Source organism: Streptomyces sp. NPDC033270, from assembly GCF_055576575.1.
In genome coordinates, this window is sequence record NZ_JBVIRA010000019.1 from 149342 (window position 1) to 174758 (window position 25417).

The 25417-nt window shown below is 71.8% G+C and carries 21 protein-coding genes; 4 read left to right on the forward strand and 17 right to left on the reverse strand.

Features of this window, described 5'->3' with window-relative positions:
- Positions 1–144: 144 nt before the first annotated feature.
- The 16 genes from ACZ5XZ_RS25265 to rsmH all read right to left on the reverse strand — a co-directional run bounded on the left by ACZ5XZ_RS25265 (position 145) and on the right by rsmH (position 18332).
- Complete coding sequence (locus ACZ5XZ_RS25265; RefSeq protein WP_393494148.1) at positions 145–1242, reverse strand: DivIVA domain-containing protein; 1098 nt, start codon at positions 1240–1242, stop codon at positions 145–147.
- Positions 1243–1291: 49 nt separating this feature from the next.
- Entirely contained in the window at positions 1292–1585 is a 294-nt protein-coding gene (locus tag ACZ5XZ_RS25270; RefSeq protein WP_360941721.1) for a YggT family protein, read from the reverse strand.
- 69 nt (positions 1586–1654) lie between these two features.
- Complete coding sequence (locus ACZ5XZ_RS25275) at positions 1655–2275, reverse strand: cell division protein SepF (RefSeq protein WP_467660775.1); 621 nt, start codon at positions 2273–2275, stop codon at positions 1655–1657.
- 123 nt (positions 2276–2398) lie between these two features.
- Positions 2399–3121, reverse strand: a complete 723-nt coding sequence (locus tag ACZ5XZ_RS25280; protein ID WP_384440852.1) for a YggS family pyridoxal phosphate-dependent enzyme — start codon at positions 3119–3121, stop codon at positions 2399–2401.
- Positions 3118–3882 carry a peptidoglycan editing factor PgeF gene (pgeF, locus tag ACZ5XZ_RS25285; protein ID WP_468981761.1) on the reverse strand — a complete coding sequence of 255 codons (765 nt, stop codon included), beginning with the start codon at positions 3880–3882 and terminating at the stop codon, positions 3118–3120. Before pgeF ends, ACZ5XZ_RS25280 begins: the two co-directional genes overlap by 4 nt.
- A 14-nt stretch (positions 3883–3896) precedes the next feature.
- Positions 3897–5129: a cell division protein FtsZ gene (ftsZ, locus tag ACZ5XZ_RS25290; protein WP_468981762.1), complete on the reverse strand. Its 1233-nt coding sequence runs from the start codon at positions 5127–5129 to the stop codon at positions 3897–3899.
- A 283-nt stretch (positions 5130–5412) separates the two neighbouring features.
- On the reverse strand, positions 5413–6228 hold the full coding sequence (locus ACZ5XZ_RS25295; protein WP_468981765.1) for a cell division protein FtsQ/DivIB: 816 nt from the start codon (positions 6226–6228) through the stop codon (positions 5413–5415).
- A gap of 22 nt (positions 6229–6250) precedes the next feature.
- Positions 6251–7342 (reverse strand): undecaprenyldiphospho-muramoylpentapeptide beta-N-acetylglucosaminyltransferase, encoded by a 1092-nt coding sequence (murG, locus tag ACZ5XZ_RS25300; RefSeq protein WP_384490783.1) that lies wholly within the window; start codon positions 7340–7342, stop codon positions 6251–6253.
- A gap of 6 nt (positions 7343–7348) precedes the next feature.
- Positions 7349–8689, reverse strand: coding sequence for a putative lipid II flippase FtsW (gene ftsW / locus ACZ5XZ_RS25305; protein ID WP_468981768.1), 1341 nt, complete (start codon positions 8687–8689; stop codon positions 7349–7351).
- A 58-nt stretch (positions 8690–8747) separates the two neighbouring features.
- On the reverse strand, positions 8748–10202 hold the full coding sequence (gene murD, locus ACZ5XZ_RS25310) for a UDP-N-acetylmuramoyl-L-alanine--D-glutamate ligase (RefSeq protein WP_468981770.1): 1455 nt from the start codon (positions 10200–10202) through the stop codon (positions 8748–8750).
- Positions 10199–11263, reverse strand: coding sequence for a phospho-N-acetylmuramoyl-pentapeptide-transferase (gene mraY / locus ACZ5XZ_RS25315; RefSeq protein WP_399147715.1), 1065 nt, complete (start codon positions 11261–11263; stop codon positions 10199–10201). Before mraY ends, murD begins: the two co-directional genes overlap by 4 nt.
- Positions 11264–11268: 5 nt before the next feature.
- Complete coding sequence (locus ACZ5XZ_RS25320; RefSeq protein ID WP_468981772.1) at positions 11269–12741, reverse strand: UDP-N-acetylmuramoyl-tripeptide--D-alanyl-D-alanine ligase; 1473 nt, start codon at positions 12739–12741, stop codon at positions 11269–11271.
- A 62-nt stretch (positions 12742–12803) separates the two neighbouring features.
- Positions 12804–14564 carry a UDP-N-acetylmuramoyl-L-alanyl-D-glutamate--2,6-diaminopimelate ligase gene (locus ACZ5XZ_RS25325; protein WP_468981775.1) on the reverse strand — a complete coding sequence of 587 codons (1761 nt, stop codon included), beginning with the start codon at positions 14562–14564 and terminating at the stop codon, positions 12804–12806.
- 18 nt (positions 14565–14582) lie between these two features.
- Complete coding sequence (locus tag ACZ5XZ_RS25330; protein ID WP_468981778.1) at positions 14583–16607, reverse strand: peptidoglycan D,D-transpeptidase FtsI family protein; 2025 nt, start codon at positions 16605–16607, stop codon at positions 14583–14585.
- Positions 16608–16614: 7 nt separating this feature from the next.
- Entirely contained in the window at positions 16615–17367 is a 753-nt protein-coding gene (gene ftsL / locus ACZ5XZ_RS25335) for a cell division protein FtsL (protein WP_468981781.1), read from the reverse strand.
- A complete protein-coding gene (gene rsmH / locus ACZ5XZ_RS25340; protein ID WP_468981783.1) occupies positions 17364–18332 on the reverse strand; it encodes a 16S rRNA (cytosine(1402)-N(4))-methyltransferase RsmH in 969 nt (322 codons plus the stop codon). The genes ftsL and rsmH overlap by 4 nt, the downstream gene beginning before the upstream one ends.
- Before the next feature lie 424 nt (positions 18333–18756).
- Here rsmH and ACZ5XZ_RS25345 point away from each other — a divergent pair, with 424 nt between their 5' ends.
- The 4 genes from ACZ5XZ_RS25345 to ACZ5XZ_RS25360 all read left to right on the forward strand — a co-directional run bounded on the left by ACZ5XZ_RS25345 (position 18757) and on the right by ACZ5XZ_RS25360 (position 24513).
- Complete coding sequence (locus ACZ5XZ_RS25345; protein ID WP_468981786.1) at positions 18757–19314, forward strand: beta-class carbonic anhydrase; 558 nt, start codon at positions 18757–18759, stop codon at positions 19312–19314.
- Between the two features lie 234 nt (positions 19315–19548).
- Positions 19549–20604, forward strand: coding sequence for an AAA family ATPase (locus ACZ5XZ_RS25350; RefSeq protein WP_468981789.1), 1056 nt, complete (start codon positions 19549–19551; stop codon positions 20602–20604).
- Entirely contained in the window at positions 20604–22001 is a 1398-nt protein-coding gene (locus ACZ5XZ_RS25355) for a DUF58 domain-containing protein (RefSeq protein ID WP_468981792.1), read from the forward strand. The genes ACZ5XZ_RS25350 and ACZ5XZ_RS25355 overlap by 1 nt, the downstream gene beginning before the upstream one ends.
- Before the next feature lie 70 nt (positions 22002–22071).
- Positions 22072–24513 (forward strand): transglutaminase TgpA family protein, encoded by a 2442-nt coding sequence (locus ACZ5XZ_RS25360; RefSeq protein WP_468981794.1) that lies wholly within the window; start codon positions 22072–22074, stop codon positions 24511–24513.
- A gap of 279 nt (positions 24514–24792) precedes the next feature.
- Here the strand turns inward: ACZ5XZ_RS25360 and ACZ5XZ_RS25365 are convergent, their stop codons facing one another.
- The gene (locus ACZ5XZ_RS25365) at positions 24793–25206 is read right to left on the reverse strand and encodes a DUF3040 domain-containing protein (RefSeq protein WP_468981797.1); all 414 of its coding nucleotides are present in this window, start codon (positions 25204–25206) and stop codon (positions 24793–24795) included.
- Positions 25207–25417: the final 211 nt, after the last annotated feature.

Below are 25417 nucleotides of genomic sequence, written 5' to 3' on the forward strand. Positions count from 1 at the left end.
GGAAAAGTGGGACAAAGGGGGGGGGACCGGTGGGGGAAGGAGAGTTGGCCCGGATTCGGCGAACCGGGAGGAAAAAGGGGCGGGGCCCCGAGGGACTCCCTCGGGCCCCGGCCCTGATTGCCGACGCTACGCGCTAGGCGGGCGTCAGTTGTCGTCCTCGTCGATGAGGAAACCCCTCATCGGCGACGGCGTCTGCTGCATCGGCTGCGGGCTCTGCGGCCGCACCGGAGCCATCGGCTGGGTCATCGCCGGCGACATCTGCTGCTGACCGCCGTAGGACGGACCGCCGCTGGACTGCCCGGCCATGGAGTGGTTGCCGCCCATCGACTGGCCGCCGCCCATGGTGTGGTTGCCGCCCATGGTGCCCGCACCGGCCGACGCCATCGAGGGCGACGGCGGCAGCGAGGCGGCCGCCGGGGTCCGCGGCGGAGCCAGCGAGTCGTCCGCCTGGTTCTCCAGCTGACGCAGCTGGCTCTCCAGGTAGGACTTCAGACGCGTACGGTACTCGCGCTCGAAGCCGCGCAGGTCCTCGACCTTGCGCTCCAGCGTCGCGCGGGCCGACTCCAGCGAACCCATCGCCACGCGGTGCTTCTCCTGCGCGTCCCGCTCCAGCGCATCGGCCTTGGCGCGGGCGTCCCGCTCCAGGCCCTCGGCGCGGCTGCGCGCCTCGCCGACGATCTTGTTGGCCTCGGAACGGGCCTCCGCGATCGCCTGGTCGGCGGTCTGCTGCGCCAGCGACAGCACCCGCGCGGCGCTGTCACCGCCGGGGCCACCCTGCTGGGCCTGCGGCAGCTGCGGTCCACCGGGGCCGCCCATCGGGCCACCCATGGGACCGCCGGGGCCCATCGGGCCGGGTCCGTGCGGACCCTGCGGGCCGTGGCCACCGGGACCGGGCGGCAGCTGAGGTGCACCACCGGGCAGTTGGGGCGGGCCACCCATCCCCTGCTGCTGCGGCGGCACCGGCTGCGGACCGGATATGGCGGCGGGCACGGGAGCCCCGGGACGCTGCTGCTGCTCCTGCTGCTGGTCGGGTCCCTTGCGCAGCCCCTGCTGCTGGTTCTGCGCCGCAGCGCGGGTGGCCGCGGCCAGCTTGGCGCGCAGGTCCTCGTTCTCCCGGAGCAGCCTGGTCAGTTCTGCTTCAACCTCGTCGAGGAAGGCATCGACCTCGTCCTCGTCATAGCCTTCTCGGAGGCGGACGGTCGTGAACTGCTTGTTCCGCACGTCCTCGGGGGTCAACGGCATCTCTACTTCACCTCAACGTAGTCGTCGGCAATCGGCAAGACCGTATCGTTCACACCAACAACACCGACCTCACGACGGTGATCAGGATGTATACGATGATCATCAATACGAAGAAGGACAGGTCGAGCGCCACGCCCCCGAGACGCAGCGGCGGAATTACCCGCCGCAGAAGCTTGAGTGGCGGATCAGTGACAGTGTAGGCGGCCTCAAGAACGACCACCATCGCCTTGCCCGGTTGCCATGAACGGGCGAACTGGAAGACATAGTCCATCACCAGCCGGAAGATCAACACGATCAGGAAGCAGTACAGCGCGATATAGATCACCTGACCAGCGACACTCATCTCGCGCGTCCCTCTCCCCTTGCTTGCTCTGTGCTGACCTTACGGCCCTGGTGTGCCCGGTGTTGCGTCTCAGCTCTGGTTGAAGAACCCGCCCTCTGCGATGCGGGCCTTGTCCTCCGCCGTGACATCGACGTTAGCAGGCGACAACAGGAACACCTTCTGCGTCACCCGCTCGATGCTCCCGTGAAGACCAAACACCAAACCGGCCGCAAAGTCGACAAGTCGCTTCGCATCAGTGTCGTCCATCTCCGTGAGATTCATGATCACCGGAGTGCCCTCGCGGAAGTGTTCCCCGATGGTACGGGCTTCGTTGTAGGTCCGGGGGTGGAGTGTGGTGATGCGGTACGGCTCCCGCTCGGACACAACCTTGGGCATGATCACCGGTGCGTTCTTCTCCAGATTCGGGCGGTCGGGTGTGATGGATGCCACGGGTGCGATTCGCGCGGGTCGTCCGCTTTCCGCGGCGAGCGGGGCAGGTTCGCGTTGCGCCGGAGGCGTCACGGCACGGACGGGTTCGTCCCGTTCCGGCCGTGTTTCGGGCTGCACTTGGTGCTGTTGACGCCGCCCCCGATCAGGCTCCGGGTCAAGCTCGGGCTCGAACTCGTCGTCGGGGTCGAACCCCCGGCCGTCGTACCCATCGTCCTCCACGAGGCCGAGGTAGACCGCCATCTTGCGCATCGCGCCGGCCATTCTCTGCGTCCTCCGCTCTGTGGTGGATCGGCTCCGTCACCGGGTGCCTTGGATCCACGCGGGCCTCCCGCTTTCTGCGGGAATGACCATATTTTGTGCTGTGGTCCGACTTGCTTGGCGACGTTACCCGAGCCGTGGTCGGACTCCGAGTACCGCAGTGCCGACGCGCACATGTGTCGCTCCGGCCGCCACGGCGTCCTCGAGGTCCGCGCTCATGCCTGCTGACACCATGTTGGCAGCAGGATGGGTGGCGCGCAGGTCGGTTGAGATTTCCATGAGTCGTTCGAATGCGGCGAGTTGCCGGCCGGCATAGGGCCCGGCCAGCGGCGCAACGGTCATCACACCGTCCAGACGCAGCCCTTGGGCCCCGGCGATCGCCTCCGCGAGCGCCGCCACACCGTCCGGCGCCACCCCGCCGCGGGTACCCCGCTCCCCCGACTCCGCGTCAAGTGCCACCTGGACGAGGCACCCCAGCTCGCGCTCGGCGCGGACCGCTTCCTTGGAGAGCGCGGTGACCAGCCGTGCCCGGTCGACCGACTGAACAATTCCGGCATAACCAGCCACAGACCGCACCTTGTTGGTCTGCAGTTGCCCCACGAAGTGCCAAGTAAGGGGCAAATCACTGCATTCAGCGGCCTTGCCCGCGGCCTCCTGATCGCGGTTCTCCGCGACCTGGCGCACCCCCAGCTCCGCGAGCAGTCGGACGTCGCTCGCGGGGTAGGTCTTGGTGACCACGATCAGGGTCACCTCGTCGCGCGGCCGTCCGGCCTTGGCGCAGGCGGCGGAGATACGATTTTCCACCCGGGCCAGGTTGTCGGCCAGTTGCGTCTTGCGGTCGTCCGTCACAGCTCGGCCTCCCCCGGCCCCCGGCCGGGGAGCTCCCCCAGCCACACATAGCTCGCGAGCCGCCCGGTCGTACGGTCGCGCCGATAAGAGAAGTGGTCCGCGGACTCCCGCGTGCAGATGTGGGAATCCTCACGCACCGCCACGCCCGCCGCGGCGAGTTGGGCCCGCACGCCCGCGGTGACATCCACCGCGGGGGTTCCCCAACTGGTCGTCGCATGCGCCTGGGGCACCACCGCCGCGACCTCGGAGCGCATCTCCGCGGGCACCTCGTAGCACCGCCCGCAGATCGCGGGTCCGGTGCGGGCGAGGATCCGCTCCGGCGCCGCGCCCAGTTCCACCATCGCCCCGACGACCGCCGGGACCACCCCGGCCACCAGGCCGGGCCGGCCGGCGTGCGCGGCCCCCGCGATCCCGGCGACCGGGTCGGCCAGCAGCACCGGGGTGCAGTCGGCGGTCAGTACGGCGAGCGCGAGACCCCGGCGGGTGGTGACCACCGCGTCCACACACGGGACATCGGCGTCGCGCCAGGGCCCGTCGACGACGGCGACGTCCCGGCCGTGGACCTGGTTCATCCAGACCACCGCGGCCGGGTCGAGGCCGAGTTCCCGTGCCGCGCGCGCACGGTTGGCGCGGACGGCCCGCGGGTCGTCGCCGACCGCGCCGCCCAGGTTGAGCTGCTCATACGGAGCGGCGCTCACCCCGCCCCACCTGTCGGTGAAGGCGAAGTGCGCGCCGCTCTCGTGGTGCTGTTGCCCTATCACTTCGGTGCTTTACGTCACTTCAGAAAGTCGGGAACGTCCAGTTCCTCGGCCGAGTCGGAGTACGACGGACGAGCCGGGGGAACCTGCGGGCCACCCGCCGGGGGCGAGGCGACCTCGCCCAGCGAGGAGGAGGACTCGGCGGGCGCCGGCTCCTCGTCCCGTACCGGCACCGAACCCAGGCCGCCGAACGACGACGGCGTACGCGGCTCCGGCGGGGCGGCCGGACGGCTCGGGGCCGGGGTCGGCTCCTCGCGCTTCGGGGTCGACAGGGCGGCCTGCGCATCGCGGCGGGCCGGCGGCTGACCGCCGTCGAAGCCCGCGGCGATGACCGTCACCCGGACCTCGTCGCCCAGCGCGTCGTCGATGACCGCACCGAAGATGATGTTGGCTTCCGGGTGCGCCGCCTCGCTGACCAGCTGCGCGGCCTCGTTGATCTCGAAGAGACCGAGGTCGGAGCCGCCGGAGATGGACAGCAGCACCCCGCGGGCGCCGTCGATGGAGGCCTCCAGGAGCGGCGAGGAGATCGCCATCTCCGCGGCGGCCACCGCGCGGTCGTCGCCGCGCGCCGAGCCGATGCCCATGAGGGCCGAGCCGGCCTCCGACATCACGGACTTGACGTCCGCGAAGTCGAGGTTGATCAGACCCGGGGTGGTGATCAGGTCGGTGATGCCCTGGACACCCGACAGCAGCACCTGGTCCGCGGACTTGAACGCGTCGAGCACGCTCACCTGGCGGTCCGAGATGGACAGCAGTCGGTCATTGGGAATCACGATGAGGGTGTCGACCTCTTCGCGCAGCTGGGCGATGCCGTCCTCGGCCTGGTTGGCGCGACGGCGGCCCTCGAAGGTGAACGGCCGGGTGACCACACCGATCGTCAGGGCGCCCAGCGAGCGCGCGATGTTGGCGACGACGGGTGCGCCGCCGGTGCCGGTGCCACCACCCTCACCCGCGGTCACGAAGACCATGTCGGCCCCCTTGAGGACCTCCTCGATCTCCTCGCGGTGGTCCTCGGCCGCCTTGCGCCCCACATCCGGGTTGGCGCCGGCGCCGAGGCCGCGGGTCATTTCGCGGCCGACGTCGAGCTTGACGTCGGCGTCGCTCATCAGCAGCGCCTGCGCATCGGTGTTGATCGCGATGAACTCGACGCCCTTGAGCCCGACCTCGATCATCCGGTTGATGGCGTTCACGCCACCGCCGCCGATGCCGACGACCTTGATGACTGCGAGGTAGTTCTGCGGTGCTGCCACGTCGAAGGCCTCTCGCCTCGAGTTACGTGTCGTCGCCGCACGTGCGTGTGGACGCCGACTGATGCCGATTGGGGCGGTTCGTATCGCCGACCCGAACCCTAACGTTGAAGTTTAGGGTTACCTGTGCCTGTGTTCCTTGGTTCCATAGTCCCTTTGGAACGAGACACTAAGTCGACAAGGCGCGCCCGTTCAACGAACACGCCGAACCTCCCGTTTTTCTTTTCACCCTATGTGATCACCCATAGTCGTAGCCATCCAGGGTGCTGGCCTGCGGCTGAGTACGTCAACTCCCCGCTACCGCAGGGGCGCTGGGGACCGAGACGTCGAAGTGGCGCGCGTCACGTGCCGCTTTCAGCAGCGCGGTCAGCACCTTCGCCTTTTCGGCGCCCTGTTCGCGGCTGCCCCAGGCGACCGTCCGGTCACCGGAAAGGTGGAGGGTGATGGCGTCATAGGACCGTACGCGAACCTTGCGGAGGTTCTTGCGTACGGCCGGGGGCAGATCCTGAGCGACCTGGACCGCGGCACGCCGCAACCGGTCGATTCCGAACTGGCGCAGACTCGGGGAGTCGGAAGCGGCCATTTCCAGAAGCGGAACGCCCTCGGGGGCGGCGCCGACGGTGGCGAACCGGACGCCCTCGGCGTCCACTTCGGCAAACTTTCCGCCCGTCGGCATCAGCAGTTCCGGCGTCCTTTCCGTCACCTTCAGACCGATCGTGTGCGGCCAGGACCGTTCGACGTCAACCGTCTTGATGCGCGGCAGCCGCGCGCGCAGCCGGCGGGCGATTGCGTCCGTATCCACCGAAATCAGCGGTGTGTTCATCGGAGTGCGGGCCGCGGCGACGACCTCACGCGGGGTCAGGACCGCGGTGCCGGCGGCCCGCACGCGCTCCACCCGCAGCCAGCTCGATGCGTACAGCGCCCAGACACCGAACGCGCCGAGCAGCACCGCGAGAACCGTGATGATGATCAGACCGCGGCGGCCCGGCGCGCGAAACGGGACGCGCACCCAACGGAATCTGCGTCCGTGCGCCTCCGGGGCGGAGGGCGGGCCGGACGGTGACTTCTTCTCGCCGCGCCGGGCGGTTGTCGGTCCGGCCACGCTCCCTGCCTTCCCTAGTGCACTACTTGTTGTGCTGCGCGATCGCCTCGTAGACCATGCCGACCAGCAGCTCGTCGGCGTCCCGGCGGCCGAACTCGGAGGCCGCGCGGGACATCTCGTACAGCCGGTGCGGATCGGCCAGAACCGGGAGCACGCTGCTCTGCACCCAGTCCGGGGTCAGCTGGGCGTCGTCGACCAGCAGGCCCCCGCCGGCGTTGACCAGCGGCTGGGCGTTGAGCCGCTGCTCGCCGTTGCCGATGGGCAGCGGGACGAACGCGGCCGGGAGCCCGACGGCGGACAACTCGGCGACGGTCATCGCGCCCGCGCGGCAGAGCATCATGTCGGCCGCGGCGTACGCGAGATCCATCCGGTCCACGTACGGTACCGGGACATAGGGGGGCATCCCCGGCATGTTGTCCACATGCGGCAATTCGTTCTTCGGGCCGACCGCGTGCAGGACCTGGATGCCCGCGCGCTGCAGGGCCGGAACGGCGGCCTGGATGACTTCGTTCAGCCGGCGGGCGCCCTGGGATCCGCCGGACACCAGGAGCGTCGGGAGGTTGGGGTCGAGGCCGAAGGCGGCCCGCGCCTCGGGGCGGACCGCGGCGCGGTCCAGGGTGGCGATGGTGCGGCGGAGCGGAATGCCGACGTAGCGGGCACCGCGCAGCTTGCTGTCCGGGGTGCTGACGGCGACGAACTTGGCGTACCGCGAGCCGATCTTGTTGGCCAGGCCGGGGCGGGCGTTGGCCTCGTGGACGATGATCGGCACACCGAGCCGCTTGGCGGCCAGATAGCCGGGCAGCGCCACGTAGCCGCCGAAGCCGACCACGCAGTCCGCCTTCGTGCGCTCCAGGATCTGCTCGGCGGCCTTGATCGTGCCGCGCAGCCGCCCGGGGACGGTGATCAGCTCAGGGGTGGGCTTGCGCGGCAGCGGTACGGCCGGGATGAGGCCCAGCTCATAGCCGCGCTCCGGGACGAGCCGGGTCTCCAGCCCCTTCTCCGTGCCGAGTGCCGTGATCCCCACGGTGGGGTCCTGCCTCCGCAGTGCGTCCGCGAGGGCGAGCGCGGGCTCGATGTGGCCGGCGGTCCCCCCACCGGCGAGTACGACATGCACCGAAATTCACCGCTCTCCGGACGGCCGCTTCTTGACGCGCCGTCTCATCGTCTTCCATCTCACCCCAGCCGGTCTCCTGCCGAAGACCGGCTGCCGCATGGCCAGGGCCGCCCGTGCAGCGGGCTCGTCACGCGCGAAGGCGATCAGCAGCCCGATGGCGAACATCGTGGGCAGCAGGGCGGAGCCTCCGTAGGAGAACAGCGGGAGCGGGACACCGGCGATCGGCAGCAGGCCGAGCACCGCACCGACGTTGATCACGGCCTGGGCCGTGATCCAGGTGGTCACGCCTCCCGCGGCGTACCGTACGAAGGGGTCCTCCGTGCGTCCGGCCACGCGGATACCCGCATAGCCTAGAGCCGCGAAGAGGGCGAGCACCGACAGCGTCCCCGCCAGACCCAGTTCCTCCCCGGTGATGGCGAAGATGAAGTCGGTGTGCGGTTCAGGGAGTTCACCCCATTTTTCCATACTCGCGCCGAGCCCGGAACCGAAGAATCCGCCGGAGGCGAGAGCGTAGATCCCGTGCACGGCCTGCCAGCACTGATCACCGGGCCCCGGATCGGTCGCTCCGATGCAGGCCAGCCGGGACATCCGGTTGGCGCTCGTCATGATCAGCAACGCACCGATCACCGAGGCGGCGCCCAGCACCCCCACGAACAGCCGGGTCGGCGCCCCGGCCAGCCACAGCAGCCCGAAGAGGATCGCCGTGAGAATGATCGCTGTGCCCATGTCGCCGCCGAGCATGATCAGCCCGAGCACCAGGAAGGTCACCGGGATCAGCGGCACCAGCAGATGCTTCCACTGCGTCAGCAGCCTCCGGTCCTGTTTGCGGGCGAGCAGGTCGGCGCCCCACAGGACCAGCGCGAGCTTGCCGAACTCGCTCGGTTGCATCTGGAAAGGCCCGCCGAGGCTGATCCAGTTCTGGTTGCCGTTGACCGCGACCCCTATGTCCGGAATCTGCACCAGACACATCAAGAACACCGAGCCGGCCAGCAGCGGATAGGCCAGCATGCGGTGCACCCGTACCGAGAGCCGGGCGGCGAGCACCAGCAGCCCGCTGCCGAGGACGGCCGCGAGCAGCTGTTTGCGAAAGAAGAACGTCGGGGCCAGACCGGACTGCAGCGCCTTGATCTGGGACGCCGAGTAGACCATCACCAGCCCCAGGACGGTGATCAGCAGGCTGCCGCCCAGGATGAGGTAGTACGCGGTCAGCGGACGGTCCCAGGCCCGTCTCAACCGGGCGTGGAGCCCCCGCGGGCCGCCCGGCGGACGGCCGCCCCGCGGCGGGCGCACCGGCGTGGTCCGGCGGGGCCGGCGCGCCGCTGCCGCCTTCGCCGATCGGGCCGTCATCCTCGTCCCCTCCACGGGTGCGCTCGCCGCCGGTCCGGCGGCAGCGGGGAGAAAGGGTCTACCGGTCCCCCGCGGTCAGCTCGCGGACCGCTTCGGCGAAGGCCTCGCCCCGCTTGTTGTAGTTGACGAACATGTCCATCGAGGCACAGGCCGGAGCCAGCAGGACGGTGTCGCCGGGCGCGGCCAGACGGGTCGCTTCCCGGACCGCCTGAGGCATCGCCCCAGTGTCGGTCCGGTCGAGGTCGACCACCGGGACATCGGGGGCGTGTCGCGCCAGGGCTTCGCGAATCAGCGCCCGATCGGCGCCGATCAGCACCACCCCGCGCAGCCGGGCCGCGGACTTGTGGACCAGCTCGTCGAAGGTCGCGCCCTTGGCGAGCCCACCGGCGATCCACACGATGTGCTCGTACGCCGCCAACGACGCCTCGGCGGCGTGGGTGTTGGTGGCCTTGGAGTCGTCGATGTAGGCGACGCCGTCGACGTCCGCGATGTGCTCGATGCGGTGCGCGTCCGGGTGAAAGGCGCGCAGTCCGTCGCGTACCGCGGCGGGGGCGACGCCGAAGGCCCTGGCCAGCGCCGCCGCGGCGAGGGCGTTGGCGATGTTGTGGGGCGCCGCGGGCCGGACGTCGGCGACCTCGGCGAGCTCCTGGGCCTGCTGGTGCCGGTTCTCGACGAAGGCGCGGTCGACGAGGATGCCCTCGACGACACCGAGTTGGGAGGGGCCGGGGGTGCCGAGGGTGAAGCCGATCGCGCGGCAGCCCTCCTCGACGTCGGCCGCCCGGACCAGGTCCTCGGTCGCCGGGTCGGCGACGTTGTAGACGCAGGCGACGGTGTTGCCCTCGTAGATCCGGCCCTTGTCGGCGGCGTAGGCCTCCATGGAGCCGTGCCAGTCCAGATGGTCGGGGGCGAGGTTGAGGACGACCGCGGAGTGCGCCCGTACCGAGGGGGCCCAGTGCAGCTGGTAGCTGGAGAGCTCGACCGCGAGCACGTCGTACGACGTGTCCTTCTGCTGCCCCTCGCCGAGCACCACGTCGACGAGCGGGACCCCGATGTTGCCGACGGCGGCGGTCCGCAGACCGGCCGCCTCCAGGATCGAGGCCAGCATCTGGACGGTGGTGGTCTTGCCGTTGGTGCCGGTGACGGCCAGCCACGGGGCGGCGTCCGGGCCGCGCAGCCGCCAGGCGAGCTCGACATCGCCCCACACCTCGATGCCGGCCTTCTCGGCCGCGAGGAAGAGCGGGCTGGTCGGCTTCCAGCCCGGGGTGGTGACGACCAGTTCCGTGCCCTCGGGGAGGGTGTCGCCGTCGCCGAGGCGGACGGTGACCCCCAGCTGCTCCAGTTCGGCGGCCTGCGCGCGCTCGCGGTCGCCGTCGCTGCTGTTGACGACGGTGACGCGGGCGCCGAGGCCGGCCAGCGCGCGGGCGGCGGGAACGCCGCTCACGCCCAGGCCGGCGACGGTGATGTGCAGACCGGAGAACCCCGCGGGGTCGTCGGTCGGGCCGTGCGTGGTCACTTCGCCGCCTGCCAGCCGCCGTAGAAGATGCCGAGTCCCACGATGACGCACATGCCCTGGATGATCCAGAACCTGACCACCACAAGGACTTCCGACCACCCCTTGAGTTCGAAGTGGTGCTGGAGTGGCGCCATCCTGAAGACCCGCTTGCCGGTCAGCTTGAAGGAGCCGACCTGGATGACCACGGACATCGTGATCAGGACGAAGAGACCGCCGAGGAGGGCGAGCAGCAGCTCCGTGCGGGAGCAGATCGCCAGGCCGGCCAGCGCGCCGCCCAGGGCCAGCGAGCCGGTGTCGCCCATGAAGATCTTGGCGGGTGAGGTGTTCCACCACAGGAAGCCGAAGCAGGCGCCCATCAGCGCGGAGGCGACGACCGCGAGGTCGAGGGGGTCACGCACCTCGTAGCAGCCCGGTCCGGCGGTGATCTGGTTGGCGCAGGACTCCTGGTGCTGCCAGATGCCGATGAAGGTGTACGCGCCGAAGACCATCACCGAGGCGCCGGTGGCCAGGCCGTCGAGGCCGTCGGTGAGGTTCACGCCGTTGGACATCGCCAGGATCATGAACAGCGCCCAGATCACGAAGATCACCGGGCCGATCTGCCAGCCGAAGTCCTGGGTGAAGGACAGCCGGTCGGAGGCCGGAGTCTGCCCGCGCATGTCGGCGAACTGCAGTGAGAGCACCGCGAAGGCGATACCCACGATCAGCTGGCCGGCCATCTTCGCCTTGGCCCGCAGGCCCAGCGAACGCTGCTTGACGATCTTGATGTAGTCGTCCAGGAAGCCGACCAGGCCCATGCCCGCGAAGAGGAAGAGCACCAGCACACCCGAGAACGTCGGATCGCTGGAGGTGATCACCTTCGTCAGGGCGTAGGCGATGATCGTGGCCAGGATGAAGGAGATACCGCCCATGGTGGGCGTGCCCTTCTTGCTGCCGTGGGTGCGGGGGCCGTCATCGCGGATGAACTGCCCGTACCCCTTCTTCGCCAGCAGCTTGATCAGCAGCGGGGTGCCGATCAGGGTCAGGAAGAGCCCGATCGTTCCGGAGAAGAGGATCTGCTTCATCGAGTTCATCGGGTCGCGGCTCCACCCTCAGCGCCCGCGGCGCCCACCATGCCCTGGTCGTCCAGCAAAGCTGCGGCGACCCGCTCCAGCCCCACCGACCTGGACGCCTTCACCAGCACGACGTCTCCCGGTCGCAGCTCGCTGCGCAACAGGTCGACCGCCGCCCGCGCGTCGGACACGTGCACCGACTCCTCACCCCACGAACCCTCGTTCTTGGCGCCCATGTCGAGCCAGGCCGCTTCCCTGCCGCCGACTGCCACGAGCTTGCTGACGTTGAGCCGGACGACCAGCCGCCCGACCGCGTCGTGTTCGGCGAGCGACTCCTCACCGAGCTCGGCCATCTCACCGAGCACCGCCCACGTCCGACCGCCCTTCGCCTTGGCGGCTGCGCCCATCGCGACCAGCGCTCGCAGCGCCGCTCGCATGGACTCCGGGTTCGCGTTGTAGGCGTCGTTGACGACCGTCACGCCGTCCGCGCGCTCGGTGACCTCCATACGCCAGCGGGAGAGCGTGCCGGCTTCGGAGAGCGCGGTGGCGATCTCGTCTACGGGCATGCCCAACTCATGGGCGACGGCGGCCGCGGCGAGCGCGTTCGACACGTGGTGCTCACCGTACAGCCGCATGGTCACATCACTGCACCCGGAGGGTGTGTGAAGCGTGAAGGCGGGCTGTCCGAGCTCCGTGAGCCGGACATTCTCGGCACGTACGGCGGCGTCCTCGGCCTCACCGAACAGGACCGTACGGGCCTTCGTACGCGCGGCCATGGCGCGGACGTACGGATCGTCGGCGTTGAGCACCGCGATCCCGCCCGCCTGTGGCCCCTCGGTCCCTTCACCGGCCGCCGGCAGCGCCTCGACGAGTTCGCCCTTCGCCTCGGCGATCTTCTCGCGGCCGCCGAACTCGCCGATGTGCGCGCTGCCGACGTTGAGCACCACACCGATCCTCGGCGGCGTCAGCTCGGCGAGGTAGCGGATGTGGCCGACGCCGCGGGCGCCCATCTCCAGGACGAGGTGCCGGGTGGCGGCATCGGCGCGCAGCGCGGTCAGCGGCAGCCCGATCTCGTTGTTGAGGTTGCCCTCGGGCCAGACCGTCGGGCCGTGCCGCTGCAGCAGCTGGGCGATCAGGTCCTTGGTGCTGGTCTTGCCGGCCGAGCCGGTGAGGCCGATGACGGTGGTGCCCAGCCGGTCGACGACGGCGCGGGCGAGCGCGCCGAGCGCGGCGACCACGTCGTCGACGACGATCGCGGGGACGCCGACGGGGCGGGCGGCCAGGACGGCCACCGCGCCCGCCTCTACGGCGCCCTGCGCGAAGTCATGGCCGTCGACGCGCTCCCCGGCGAAGGCCACGAACAGACCGCCGGGGCGTACCGCGCGGGAGTCGGTGACGACGGGCCCGGTGACCTGGAGGCCGGGGTCCGGTATGTCGTGCTGCTGCCCGCCGACGATGCTCGCGATCTCGGCGAGCGACAAGGAGATCACAGGTCACCCCCGGTGCGGGGCGGGAGGTGACGGCGGAAGGGTTGTGCGCGCATGGCGGTGTGTCATCCCCGGTGGTTCGGCTGCGGTGACTGCTGCGACTTCAGTGCTGCCTCGATGGCCTCGCGCAGCACCTGACGGTCGTCGAAGGAGCGGACCACTCCGGCGATGTCCTGGCCCTGCTCATGGCCCTTGCCCGCGACGATCACGGTGTCGCCGGGCTCGGCGCGGGCGACGGCGGCGGCGATGGCGGCGGCCCGCTCTTCCTCGACCAGTACCGTGCCGCGTTCGTGGACCGGCACCTCGGCGGCGCCCGCGAGCATGGTGGCGAGGATCGCGAGCGGGTCCTCGTTGCGGGGGTTGTCGGAGGTCAGGATGGCCGTGTCGGCGAGGCGGGCCACCGCGGCGCCCATGGGGGCGCGCTTGTGCGGGTCGCGGTCGCCGCCGCAGCCGAGCACGGCGTGCAGCTTGCCGTCGGTGACCTTGCGCAGCGCGCGCAGGACCGATTCGACGGCGTCGGTCTTGTGCGCGTAGTCGACCACCGCCAGGTACGGCTGGCCGGCGTCGACGCGCTCCAGGCGGCCGGGGACGCCGGGCACCGCCGCGACGCCGTCGGCCGCGGTCTGCGGGTCGATGCCGGCGACGACCAGCGAGACGATCGCGGCGAGCGCGTTGGCGACGTTGAACGGGCCGGCGATCGGGGACGCGGCACGCACGGTCTGCCCGTCGGGGCCGTGCACCGTGAAGGTCGAGCCGAGCGCGCCGACCTCGACGTCGAAGGCCCGCCAGTCCGCGTCCGGGTGGCCCTCGGCGGAGAAGGTGGTGACCGGGACCTCGGACTCGCCCTCGGCCAGCCGCCGGCCGTACTCGTCGTCGAGGTTCACGACCCCGGCCCGGCTGCGGGCCTTGGTGAACAGCTGGGCCTTGGCCTGGAAGTAGTCCTCCATGCCGGAGTGGAACTCCATGTGCTCCGGGCTGAGGTTGTTGAAGATCGCGACGTCGAAGACACAGCCGTCGACCCGCCCCAGGACCAGCGCGTGGCTGGAGACCTCCATGGCCAGGGCCCGGACGCCGCGCTCGCGCATGACCGCGAACAGCGCCTGCAGGTCGGTGGCCTCGGGGGTGGTGCGCTCGGACTTGATGCGCTCGTCGCCGATACGGGTCTCCACCGTGCCGATCAGGCCCGTCAGGCCCCCGTCGGGGCGCCCGGCGGCCGCGGCCCGCAGGCCTCCCTCGATGAGGTAGGCGGTGGTGGTCTTGCCGGAGGTGCCGGTGATGCCGATCTGGAGCAGGTCCTCGCCCGGCGCGCCGTAGATCGAGACGGCCAGGGCGCCCATCCGTGCGCGCGGGTTGTCGACGACCAGGACCGGCAGGCCGGTCGCGGCGGCGCGCTCGGCGCCCGTCGGGTCGGTCAGGATCGCCGCGGCTCCGAGGTCGGCGGCCTGGGCGACGAAGTCGGCACCGTGCAGCCGGGCGCCGGGCAGCGCGGCGTAGACGTCGCCGGGGCGGACCGCCCGGGAGTCATGGGTGATCCCGGTGACGGCGACGGACTGCGCGGCGTCGGCACCGGCGTGGCCCGCGGCGGAGATCGGGGTGCCCAGCTGCTCGGCGAGGTCCGCCAGGGGGGTGGGGCGGACCTGTTCAGGGCGCGGCGCTCCCGGATATGTGCCGGGGCCGCCCTTCTCGGCGTGCGGGGCTTTCGGGGACTGATCAGCGTGTGACACGGCGGTGAGCGTACCGGGCCGATCGGGCCCGGGGCGAAGTGAGGGTTGTGTGGAGGTGCGGCTTCGGGGCTCGGGGGACCCGGCGGGGGTGATCGTCGTCACGGCGGGATTGCCTCGATTTCATTGGCCTGGCGTGAAGGTGACCGGCAGCCGCGGGGGCTTGGCGCCGGTCGGCGGGACCTGGAGGGTTTTCAGCGCGAACGCCATGACCTGCTGGTAGATCGGACCACAGACCTGGCCGCCGAAATAGCTGCCTTTGGTGGGGTTCTGCACGGCGCAGTAGACCGTGATCCGGGGCTTGTCGGCAGGCGCGAAGCCGGCGAAGGAGGCGGTGTAGCCGTGGTACCGGCCCGTCTTGGGGTCCACCCGGTTGGACGTGCCGGTCTTGCCGCCGACCCGGTAGCCGTCGATCTTCGCCTTCGCGCCGGTGCCCTCCTCGTCGTCCACCACCGACTCCAGCATGGTGGCCAGCGTGCGCGCCGTCTCCTTGCTGACCACACGGTTCTTGACGGGCCTGGGTGCCCGGACGTAGTGGCCGTCGGGTCCGGTGCTGCCGCGGACCAGTGTGGGGGCGATGCGCTCGCCGCCGTTGGCGATCGTGGAGTAGACGGAGGCGGCCTGCAGGGCGTTGAGCGACAGTCCCTGGCCGAAGGGGATCGTGTACTGCTGGGAGGTGTTCCAGTCCTGCGGCTTGGCCAGGATGCCGGCGGTCTCCCCGGGGAAGCCCAGCCCGGTCGGCTTGCCGATGCCGAATTTGCGCAGGTAGGAGTAGAGGACCCGGTTGGCCTCGGGCTGGTTCCTGCCGAGCTGGCCGGTCGCCAGGATCGTGCCGATGTTGCTGGACTTGGCGAGCACGCCGTTGAGCGTCAGATGCCAGGTCTTGTGGTCGACGTCGTCGGCGAAGAGCCGGTCGCCGCGGTGCAGCCGGTTGGGCACGGTGACCCGGGTGGAGGGGGTGGCGACGCCCTCCTCCAGTACGGCGGCCATCGACATCAGCTTGCTGGTGGACCCCGGTTCGAACGCGTCGGAGAGCGCGGCGTTGCCCAGCGCCTCCGGGTCGGCCCGGGAGATGTCGTTGGGGTCGAACGCGGGGGAATTGGCCAGCGCCAGGATCTCGCCGGTGCGGGTGTCCTGGACGACGACGTAGCCGCGGTCGGCGCCGGACTTGGCGACCTGTTTGGCGATGGCCTTCTGGGCCGCCCACTGGATGTCGCGGTCCAGGGTCAGCTCGACGTCGGTACCCGGGACGGCGGGGATCTCGTGGGTGTCGGCGGTGGGCACCCGGCGGCCTCCGGACTGGGCGTAGACGAACTTGCCGTCCTTGCCCGCCAGCTGCTGGTCCAGGCGTGCCTCCAGGCCGCCGCCGCCCTTGCCCGCGCTGTTGACGAAGCCGAGGACGCCGGAGGCGAGGTCCTTGTTGGGGTAGAGGCGCTTGGAGTGCTTGTCGGCGAAGATCCCGACGAGCACGTTGGGGCGGGGCGCGCGCTTGGGGGCGGCGGCCGCCTTGGCGTCGAGGTCCTTGCGGAGGTCCTTGATCCGCTTCCAGACCTGCGGGGTCCGCTGCCGGGCGAGCAGGACGTAGCGGACCTTGGGCTGGTCGAGCTTGCGGGTGAGGGTGGCCTCGTCCTCGCCCAGGAGCGGCGCCAGCAGCGCGGCGGCCCGCCGCGGGGCGTCGTCGATCTTGGTCTTGTCGGACGCCAGCAGGCTCGGGTCGGCGGTGATGTCGTACGCGTCCACGGTGGTGGCCAGGTTCACGCCGTTGCGGTCGGTGATCGCCCCGCGCTCGGCGGCCAGCTTGACCGGCACATAGCGGTTCTCGTTGGCCTTGGCGGCGTACGCCCCGGCGTCCACGGCCTGCACCTGGAAGAGCCGTACGACGAAGACCAGCATGACCAGCGTCAGGCCGAGGGCGACCAGCCGCAGCCGGGGGCGCGGGCTGGCCAGCCGCAGCTGCGGCGGCCCGGAGCGGGGACGCGCCGGCCGGGGGGCGGGGCGGCCGGCGCCGGCCCTGGGGCTGCTCTGCCGGGGCGCGCCGGGCTTGGGCCGCGGGCGCCCGGCGGTGGGCGGGCGGGCGGCGCGGTTCTTGGCCTGACCGCCGCGCTGGGCCGGGCGCGGTACCCGGCGGGGTTCCCTGGGCTCGGTCATGCCGCGTTCACCTGCCGGAGGTCGTCGGGGAGGGGGCGGGCGCCGCCCCCCATGCGGGCGCGGTGGGGACGGTGGGGGCACTGATGCCGAACGGGACGCGTGGGGTGGCGAAGGCCGGGGATGCGGGGGCGGCCTCGGGGGCGGGGGATGCTGCGGAGGCCGGGGTGCCGTGGGCGCCCGCCGCCGGCGGGGTGCTCTCCGGGGCCAGCGTGACGGAGCCGACCGGGACCGGCGGCTCGACCGAGGGCCCCGCGACCGGCGGCGCCGCAGGGACGAACAGGGCGGAGGGAGCTGAGGGGGCGGACGAGGTGGACGGGGCCTTCGGTGCGGCCGCCCTCAGGAGCGCGGCCGCCGAGGGCTTGGCGGAGCTGCTCAGCGCCGCCCCCTGGGACGTGGCCGGGTGCGGTGTGCCGAGCACCCTGCCGTCCGGGAGCAGGAACACCGGGGAGCCGCCGGGCACCATCCCCAGCTCTCGGGCGCGGCGCTCCAGCGCGTCCGGGGCGGAGGAGGTGTCCACCTCCTGCTGCAGCGCCTGCTGCTCGTCGGTCAGCTCGCCGGTCTCGCGCTCCAGCTTGTCGAGCTCGAACGACCCTTGGTTGAGTGCGGAGTTGAGCAGCAGCAGCGTGATCAGTCCGGAGCCGAGCAGGACGACGATCAGGAGCACGAAGGGCGTGCGTGCCGCGGTGCCGCGCGGGGCGGCGGAGGAGGGGAACAGCGCGGAGAGCCGTTTCTGTCTCCGCGGCCGCCCCTGGCCTCTCACGCGGTGTCCTCGACGTTCTCGCGGATCCGCTCCGCGCCGCGCAGCCGGGCGGGGGCGGCGCGGCGGTTCTCGGCGATCTCCTCCTCCGTGGGGAGCTCGGCGCCGCGGGTCAGCAGCTTCAGGCGGGGCTGGTAGCGCTCGGGGACGACCGGCAGCCCGGGCGGCGCGGTGCTGCTCGCACCGGCCGCGAAGACGTGCTTGACCAGCCGGTCCTCCAGCGAGTGGTACGACAGCACGGCGATCCGGCCGCCGACCGCGAGCGCCTTCACCGCGGCCGGGATGGCCCGCTCCACGCTCGCCAGCTCCCCGTTGACCTCGATGCGCAGCGCCTGGAACGTGCGCTTGGCGGGGTTGCCGCCGGTGCGCTTGGCGGCCTGCGGCAGCGCGTCGCGGATCAGCTCGACCAGCCGCGCGCTGTTGGTGAACGGCTCCTTCGCGCGCTCGCGGACGACGGCCGCGACGATCCGCTTGGCCTGCTTCTCCTCTCCGTAGGCGCGCAGGATCCGCACCAGCTCACCGGGGGCGTAGGTGTTGAGGACCTCGGCGGCGCTGATGCCGGTCGTCTGGTCCATCCGCATGTCCAGCGGGGCGTCCTGCGCGTACGCGAAGCCGCGGTCGGCCTCGTCGAGCTGCATGGAGGAGACACCGAGGTCGAACAGCACGCCCTGGACGCGCGGGATACCGAGCCGGTCGAGGACCTCGGGGAGCTCGTCGTAGACGGCGTGCACCAGCGTGGCGCGCTCGCCGTAGGGGGCCAGCCGCTCCCCGGCGAGCTTCAGGGCGGCCGGGTCGCGGTCGAGGGCGACGAGGCGGGCCGCCGGGAAGGCGGTGAGCAGTGCCTCGCTGTGCCCTCCGAGGCCGAGCGTGCAGTCGACGACGACCGCACCGGGCTCGGCGAGCGCGGGGGCGAGCATGTCCAGGCAACGCTGGAGCATGACGGGTACGTGGCGAGTATTGCTGCTCATGCGCCTTCCGATGGCCGGGCGGCAGGTGGGTCCCCCGGCCGCTGGCTGGGGGATGCCGCACGTACCGCTTGGTCCCCGCCCGCTCTGAAGGGGAAGTGGCCCTCCGGCGACGGGGAAGTGACGTCGGAAGACCATGGGAGCGGGAGGAGGCCGAGCCGTACGTACGATTCGCGCACGCGAGGAATTCGGTATCCAAGGAGAGCGTCACGCCTCCCACTTCGCGCCACTTTAGTCCACCGGCTGCCCCGGTCAATCAACCGGTTCCGCGCGTCCCGCGACGGCTTTCCGCGGGCCTCGCGACGACTTCTCACCCGGATGGCGGGCGTGCGGGCGGGCCTGTGCATTACCTCACAAGGGGTGATGTTGCCCCCTATGCCCGGCCTCTCATGCAGCCGGAACGGCCTGTGGCCATTACCGTGAATCCATGCCCATACCTGCGTCGAAGCCGCTGCCCCAGTCCGCCGACGACACCGCCCGTAGCGGTGGCACGGTCACCGACCGTCTCGTCGAGGCCAACCAGCGCTATGCCGCCGCCTTCACCGACCCCGGAATGGACGCCCGGCCGGTCCTCAAGGTCGCCGTGGTGGCCTGTATGGACGCCCGCCTCGACCTGCACGCCGCCCTCGGCCTCGAGCTCGGCGACTGCCACACCATCCGCAACGCGGGCGGTGTGGTGACCGACGACATCATCCGCTCCCTGACGATCAGCCAGCGGGCCCTCGGCACCCGCTCCGTCGTCCTCATCCACCACACCGGCTGCGGTCTGCTCAGCCTGACCGAGGACTTCCGCCACGAACTGGCGGACGAGGTCGGACAGCGCCCCACCTGGGCCGTCGAGGCGTTCAAGGACCTCGACGAAGACGTCCGGCAGTCCATGGAGCGGGTGCGCACCTCCCCCTTCCTGCCGCACACCGACGACGTCCGCGGCTTTGTGTTCGATGTGACAACGGGTCTGCTGCGGGAAATCGAGCCGCGCGCCTGACCTGCGCGACCTTCCCGGCGGACCCGCGGATCGAGCCGGAAGGACCGGTTCGCCGGGAAGGTACCGATATCGCGTGGTGAGTTATCCACAGGCCATGACGCGGAGCCGCGCGGGCAGCAAGAATGCGTAGGTGACGTCGCGCCGGCGGTGGCCGGGCGGGACGCGCGTGTTCGGGGAGGGGCCGGGTCCGCAAGAGGGGGCGTCGGCCCGCGGTACAGGGCCGAGGAGGGCCGAGTGACGACGTATGACGAACGAGCGAGCCTTGAGGGTCCGCCCGTGCGGGGGAAGCCGAGCGCCGGGGGAGATCTGACCGCCACCGCGGAGCGCGTTCACCGGTCGGTGGAGAGCGTCATCGAAGGCAAGCCGGAGGTCGTACGGCTCGCACTGACCGTGCTCCTCGCCGAGGGCCATCTGCTCATCGAGGACGTTCCCGGCGTCGGCAAGACCATGCTCGCCAAGGCCCTGGCCCGCTCCATCGACTGCTCGGTGCGGCGCATCCAGTTCACGCCCGACCTGCTGCCCTCCGACATCACGGGCGTCAGCATCTTCGACCAGCAGCACCGCGACTTCGAGTTCAAGCCCGGCGCGATCTTCTCCCAGATCGTCATCGGCGACGAGATCAACCGCGCCTCTCCCAAGACGCAGTCCGCGCTCCTGGAGTCCATGGAGGAGCGCCAGGTCACGATGGACGGGCAGACCTACGAACTGCCCAGCCCGTTCATGGTCGTCGCCACCCAGAACCCGGTGGAGATGGAAGGCACCTACCCGCTCCCCGAGGCGCAGCGGGACCGCTTCATGGCGCGGGTGTCGATCGGCTATCCCAGCCCGTCGGCCGAGCTGCGGATGCTCGACGTGCACGGCGGCGCCTCCCCGCTCGACGACCTCCAGCCGGTGGCGCACGCCCACGAGATCCTGAAGCTGATCGACACGGTGCACGAGGTCCATGTCGCCGAGACGGTCCGCCGGTACGCCGTGGACCTGGTGGTGGCCACCCGCAGCCACCCCGAGCTCCGGCTCGGTGCCTCGCCGCGAGCCACGCTGCATCTGCTGCGCGCCGCCAAGGCCTCCGCCGCGCTCCAGGGGCGGGACTACGCCCTGCCGGACGATGTGCAGTCCCTGGCGGTGCCGGTGCTCGCCCATCGTCTGCTGCCCACCGCCCAGGCCCAGTTGAACCGCCGCTCGGCCGAACAGCTCGTGCTGGAGATCCTGCAGCGCGTCCCGGTGCCCGACCCCTCCGCGCAGCCGTGGCGGAGCCACGGCCGGCAGCCGCCCGGCGTACGGGGGTTGTGATGGCCGAGGGGGGGATCGAGGGGACGCCCGAGCGGGGCGGGCTGCGGGCGGCCCTCGGGGGGCTGACGACACGGGGCAGGTCGTTCCTGGCCGCCGGGGTGGCCGCCGCGGTGTGCTCCTACCTCCTGGGGCAGGCGGATCTGCTGCGGGTCGGGCTGCTGCTCGCGGCCCTGCCACTGGTCTGCGTCCTGGTGCTGCACCGCACCCGCTACCGCGTCGCCGGCAGCCGTACGCTCTCCCCCGCGCGGGTGCCCGCGGCCGCCGAATCCCGGGTCCGGCTGCGGATGGAGAACATCTCCCGGCTGCCCACGGGCGTCCTGATGCTCCAGGACCGGGTGCCCTACGTCCTCGGTCCCCGGCCGCGCTTCATCCTGGACCGCGTCGAGGCCGGCGGCCGCCGCGAGGTCTCCTACCGCGTCCGCTCCGACCTGCGCGGCCGCTATCCCCTGGGACCGCTGCAGCTGCGCCTGTCCGACCCGTTCGGCATGTGCGAGCTGACCCGCTCCTTCAGCGCCTCCGACACGCTGACGGTGGTACCCCGGACCGAGCCGCTGCCCGCGGTCCGGCTGGCCGGCGAGACGGCCGGGTACGGCGACGGACTGCACCGCTCGCTGGCGCTGGCCGGCGACGACGACATCATTCCGCGCGACTATCGGCACGGCGACGACCGGCGCCGGATCCACTGGCGGTCCACGGCGCGCCGCGGCGAGCTGATGGTGCGCCGAGAGGAGCAGCCGCAGAAGGCGCGCTGCACGGTCCTGCTCGACACCCGCGAGCTCGCCCATCCGGGAGGCGGCCCCGACTCTGCCTTCGAGTGGGCGGTGACGGCGGCCGCGTCGACCGCGGTGCATCTGCTGGAGCGCGGCTTCGCGGTCCGGCTGCTGACGGACACCGGCACGTCCGTGCCCGGCCCCGACGGCCACGGCGGCTTCGCGGGCGGCACGGCGTCCGCCGACGCCACGGGCCTGCTGCTGGACACCCTCGCCGTCGTGGAGCACTCCGAGCAGGAGGGGCTCTCGGCGGCGTACGACGTGCTGCGCGGCGGCAGCGAAGGACTGCTGGTCGCCTTCTTCGGCGATCTGGACGACGAACAGGCCGCGGTCGCCGGGCAGATGCGCCGGCGCAGCGGCGCCGCGATCGCCTTCGTCCTGGACGGTGACGCCTGGACCCGGGGCCCCGGCGGCATCAGGTTCTCCACCGGCCAGGTCCCGATGGCCGAGCGGCTGCGGCTGCTGCGGCGGGCGGGCTGGACGGCGCTGCCGGTGACGCCCGGCGACGCCCTCCCCGACCTGTGGCGGGCGGCGGCGGACCGTGCGGGGACGCTGCCCGAACGGGCGGCTGACATGGGCGGAGAGACGGGCCACGGCTCGGCGACGGTGGCGGGGGGATGGACATGAGGGGGAGCTGGGCGTTGGCGCACGACCGCGGGGCGTACAAAGGCCGCCCCGCGCGATGCGGGGTACGGGCATGAGCGGCCGGGCGCGGCTGGCGCTGACCGCGGCGGTGGCCACCCTGTGTGCCGCCTGCGCACTGCTGCCGCTGGTCGAACCGGTCGGCTGGATGTTCCAGGCGGCGCTGCTGCTGGCGTTCATGACCGGCACGGGGGCGGCGGCCCGCCGGGTCCCCCTCGCCAGACCGCTGACCATCGGCGCCCAGGCCCTGGTGGCCGTCCTGCTGCTGACCTTCCTCTTCGCCCCGAGCGAGGCGATCCTCGGGCTGCTGCCGGGCCCGGACGCCCTCGCGGAGTTCGGCCGGCTGCTGCGCAACGGCGTCCAGGACGTCGGCCGGTACGCCATCCCCGCCCCCGTCACCCCCGGCATCCGGCTGCTGCTGATCGCCGGTGTCCTGGTGATCGGCCTGATCGTCGACGCGCTGGCGGTCACGTACCGCAGCGCCGCACCCGCCGGGCTGCCGCTGCTCGCGCTGTACTCGGTGGCGGCCGGACTGACCCAGGGCGGCGCGGGCTGGCTGTGGTTCCTGCTCGCGGCGGCCGGCTATCTGCTGCTCCTGCTGGCCGAGGGCCGCGACCGGCTCTCCCAATGGGGCCGGGTGTTCGGCGGCCCGGCTGCCGGAGCGGACCGGCCGGGCGGCCAGGGCTTCGCCGCGGGGGTGGGCCGAGCCGCCCTGGCCCCGGTCCGTACGGGCCACCGGATCGGCGCCCTGGTCCTGGGCATCGCGCTGGTGGTACCCGCCGCGCTGCCCTCCCTCGGCGGCGGGCTGCTCGGCCGCACCGGCAGCGGCGCCGGCCCCGGCGGCGGGGGCGGCACGATCTCCGCGGTGAACCCCCTGGTGTCGCTGCAGGACAGCCTCAACCAACCCGAGGACAAAGAGGTCCTCAACTACCGCACCACCGCGGCCGACACCCGCGATCTGTATCTGCGGATCGTCGCCCTCGACCAGTTCGACGGCACGACCTGGAAGCCGTCCGAGCGGACGGTCACCGACGTCCCCGAGCGGCTCCCGCAACCAACCGGCCTCAGCCCCACGGTCGACCTGAACCGCATCAACACCTCCATCTCCACCGCGCAGTGGTACGCCCAGAACTGGCTGCCGCTCCCCTTCCCCGCCTCCAAGGTGGACATCTCCGGCCGCTGGCGCTACGAACCCCAGGGCCGCACGCTCGTCGGGGACCGCGGGCAGAACACCCGCGGCCTGCAGTACCAGGTCGAGAGCCTTCAGGTGCGGCCCACGTCCCGTCAGCTGGCCGGCGCCCCGGCGCCGCCCGCGGACCTGCTGCGCGAGTACACCAAGGTCCCGGACTCCCTCCCCGAGGTCGTACGGACCACCGCCCGTCAGGTCACCAAGGGCGCACCGACCGCGTACGCCAGGGCGGTCAAGCTCCAGGACTGGTTCGCGCTCTACGGCGGGTTCAGTTACCACACCGACGTCCGCGCCGGCAGCGGCTCCCAGGCCATAGCGCGCTTCCTGCGGGACAAGGAAGGCTTCTGCGTCCACTTCTCGTTCTCGATGGCGGCGATGGCCCGCACGCTGGGCATCCCCTCCCGGGTCGCGGTCGGATTCACCCCGGGCACCAAACAGCCCGACGGCACGACATCGGTCAGCCTCAAGGACGCGCACGCCTGGCCCGAGCTGTACTTCCAGGGCATCGGCTGGACCCGCTTCGAGCCGACCCCGAGCCGGGGCACCATCCCGGACTACGCCTACCCCGACACCTCGGACACGGCCGACCCCGGCAACCCGGCGCCCGCCCCCTCCAAGCCCGAGACCTCCCCCGACGCCCCGTCGGCGGAGCCCTCGTGCGGCCCCGGCGAGCAGCCGTCCGGTGCGGGCTCGGGATGCGCGGCACTGCCCGCGGAGTCCGGCGCCCGCCCGTCCGACGACGGCCCCTCCCCCTGGGCGGTGGCCGGTATCGCGCTGGCCGCGCTGCTCGTCCTGGTGCTGCCCGCGATCCCGCTGCTGTGGCGGCTGCGGCTCCGCTCCGGGCGGCTGGCGGGCGGCGCCCCGGGCCGGGACGGGACGGCGAGCGTTCTCGCCGCCTGGCAGGAGCTGCTCGACACCGCCTGGGACTTCGGCATCCTGCCGGACGAGTCGCTGACGCCGCGCAAGGCGGCCGCGCGGATCATTCGCGTCGGGGAACTGCCACCGGAGCCGGCCGCGGCCGCGCATCGCGTCGCGGCCGCCGTCGAGCAGGTCCTGTACGCCCCACGGCCCCAACCGGCATCCGGCCTCGCCTCGGACGTACAGCACGTGCGGGCCGGGTTGCAGGCCGCCGCGACACGTGGCATACGGCTGCGCGCCCGGCTCGCCCCGCGCTCCGCGGCCCGCCTCCGGTGGGCCTGCGCCGCCCGCTGGGCGTCCCTGATACTCCGGTGCCGCACCAGCCGCCCGGCCGCCTCGGCGCGGCGCGCGCTGGCCGCCCTACGGCCCGGGCGCCGGCGGCGGGCGTGACGCAGAAGCGGCGAGCTTGATCGGACAGGAAGCAGCGAGCGCGATCAGAAGGCTGCGCTCACACAGAGGAGGCCACTCGGGCAGACGAGGCCGCTCAGCCAGGTGAGGCGGGGTTCAGGCGGCGTGAGCGGCACAAAAAGCGCTGTGGCCGCCCGGTCCCGCCGGGCGGCCACAGCATCAGGAAGAACTGAAGAACCACAGCACCACAAAGAAAAACAGCACTACGAAGAAGGCGAGATCCAGACCGGTTGGGCTGCCGGACCTCGGGGGTGTCAGTCGTCAGTGACCTTGCTGCTCGTCCCGGCGCCGCTGCCAGCGGTCCTCGATGCGGTTCATCATCGAGCGTCGCTGCCTGGTCTGACGGCGTGCCGCTGCACCTGCGCCGCCTCCGGCACCCGCACCGGCCTGCTGCTCACCGGGCTTGGGAGCCTTGCGCCATCCGGTGACCGCCAGCACCGCACAGCCGAGCATGACGAGGAAGCCCACCACGCTGATCCAGATCTGCTGCGCGACCATGCCGGCCATGAGCAGGGCGATACCCACCAGGAAGCCCGCGACCGCTTGGTAGACCCGTCGCCGGGTGTACGTACGCAGCCCGCTTCCCTCAAGCGCTGTCGCGAACTTGGGATCTTCGGCGTACAGCGCTCGCTCCATTTGCTCGAGCATGCGCTGCTCGTGCTCCGAGAGCGGCACGGAGTCCTCCTACTCGTCGGTCGCGGGGGGCGACCGGGGTGCGACCCTTTCAGGATAGGCAGGGATTCGCCCCCGTGAAACCCGCCCCTCGACGCCAATTCACTGTCCGAGCCGCCGCAGCGGCCGGTGGTGATGCTGCCTGCATTCCCCACCCGCCTGTCCGTCATGCCGGAACGTCGTACCCCGATCATACGGGGCGAAGGGGCTGATC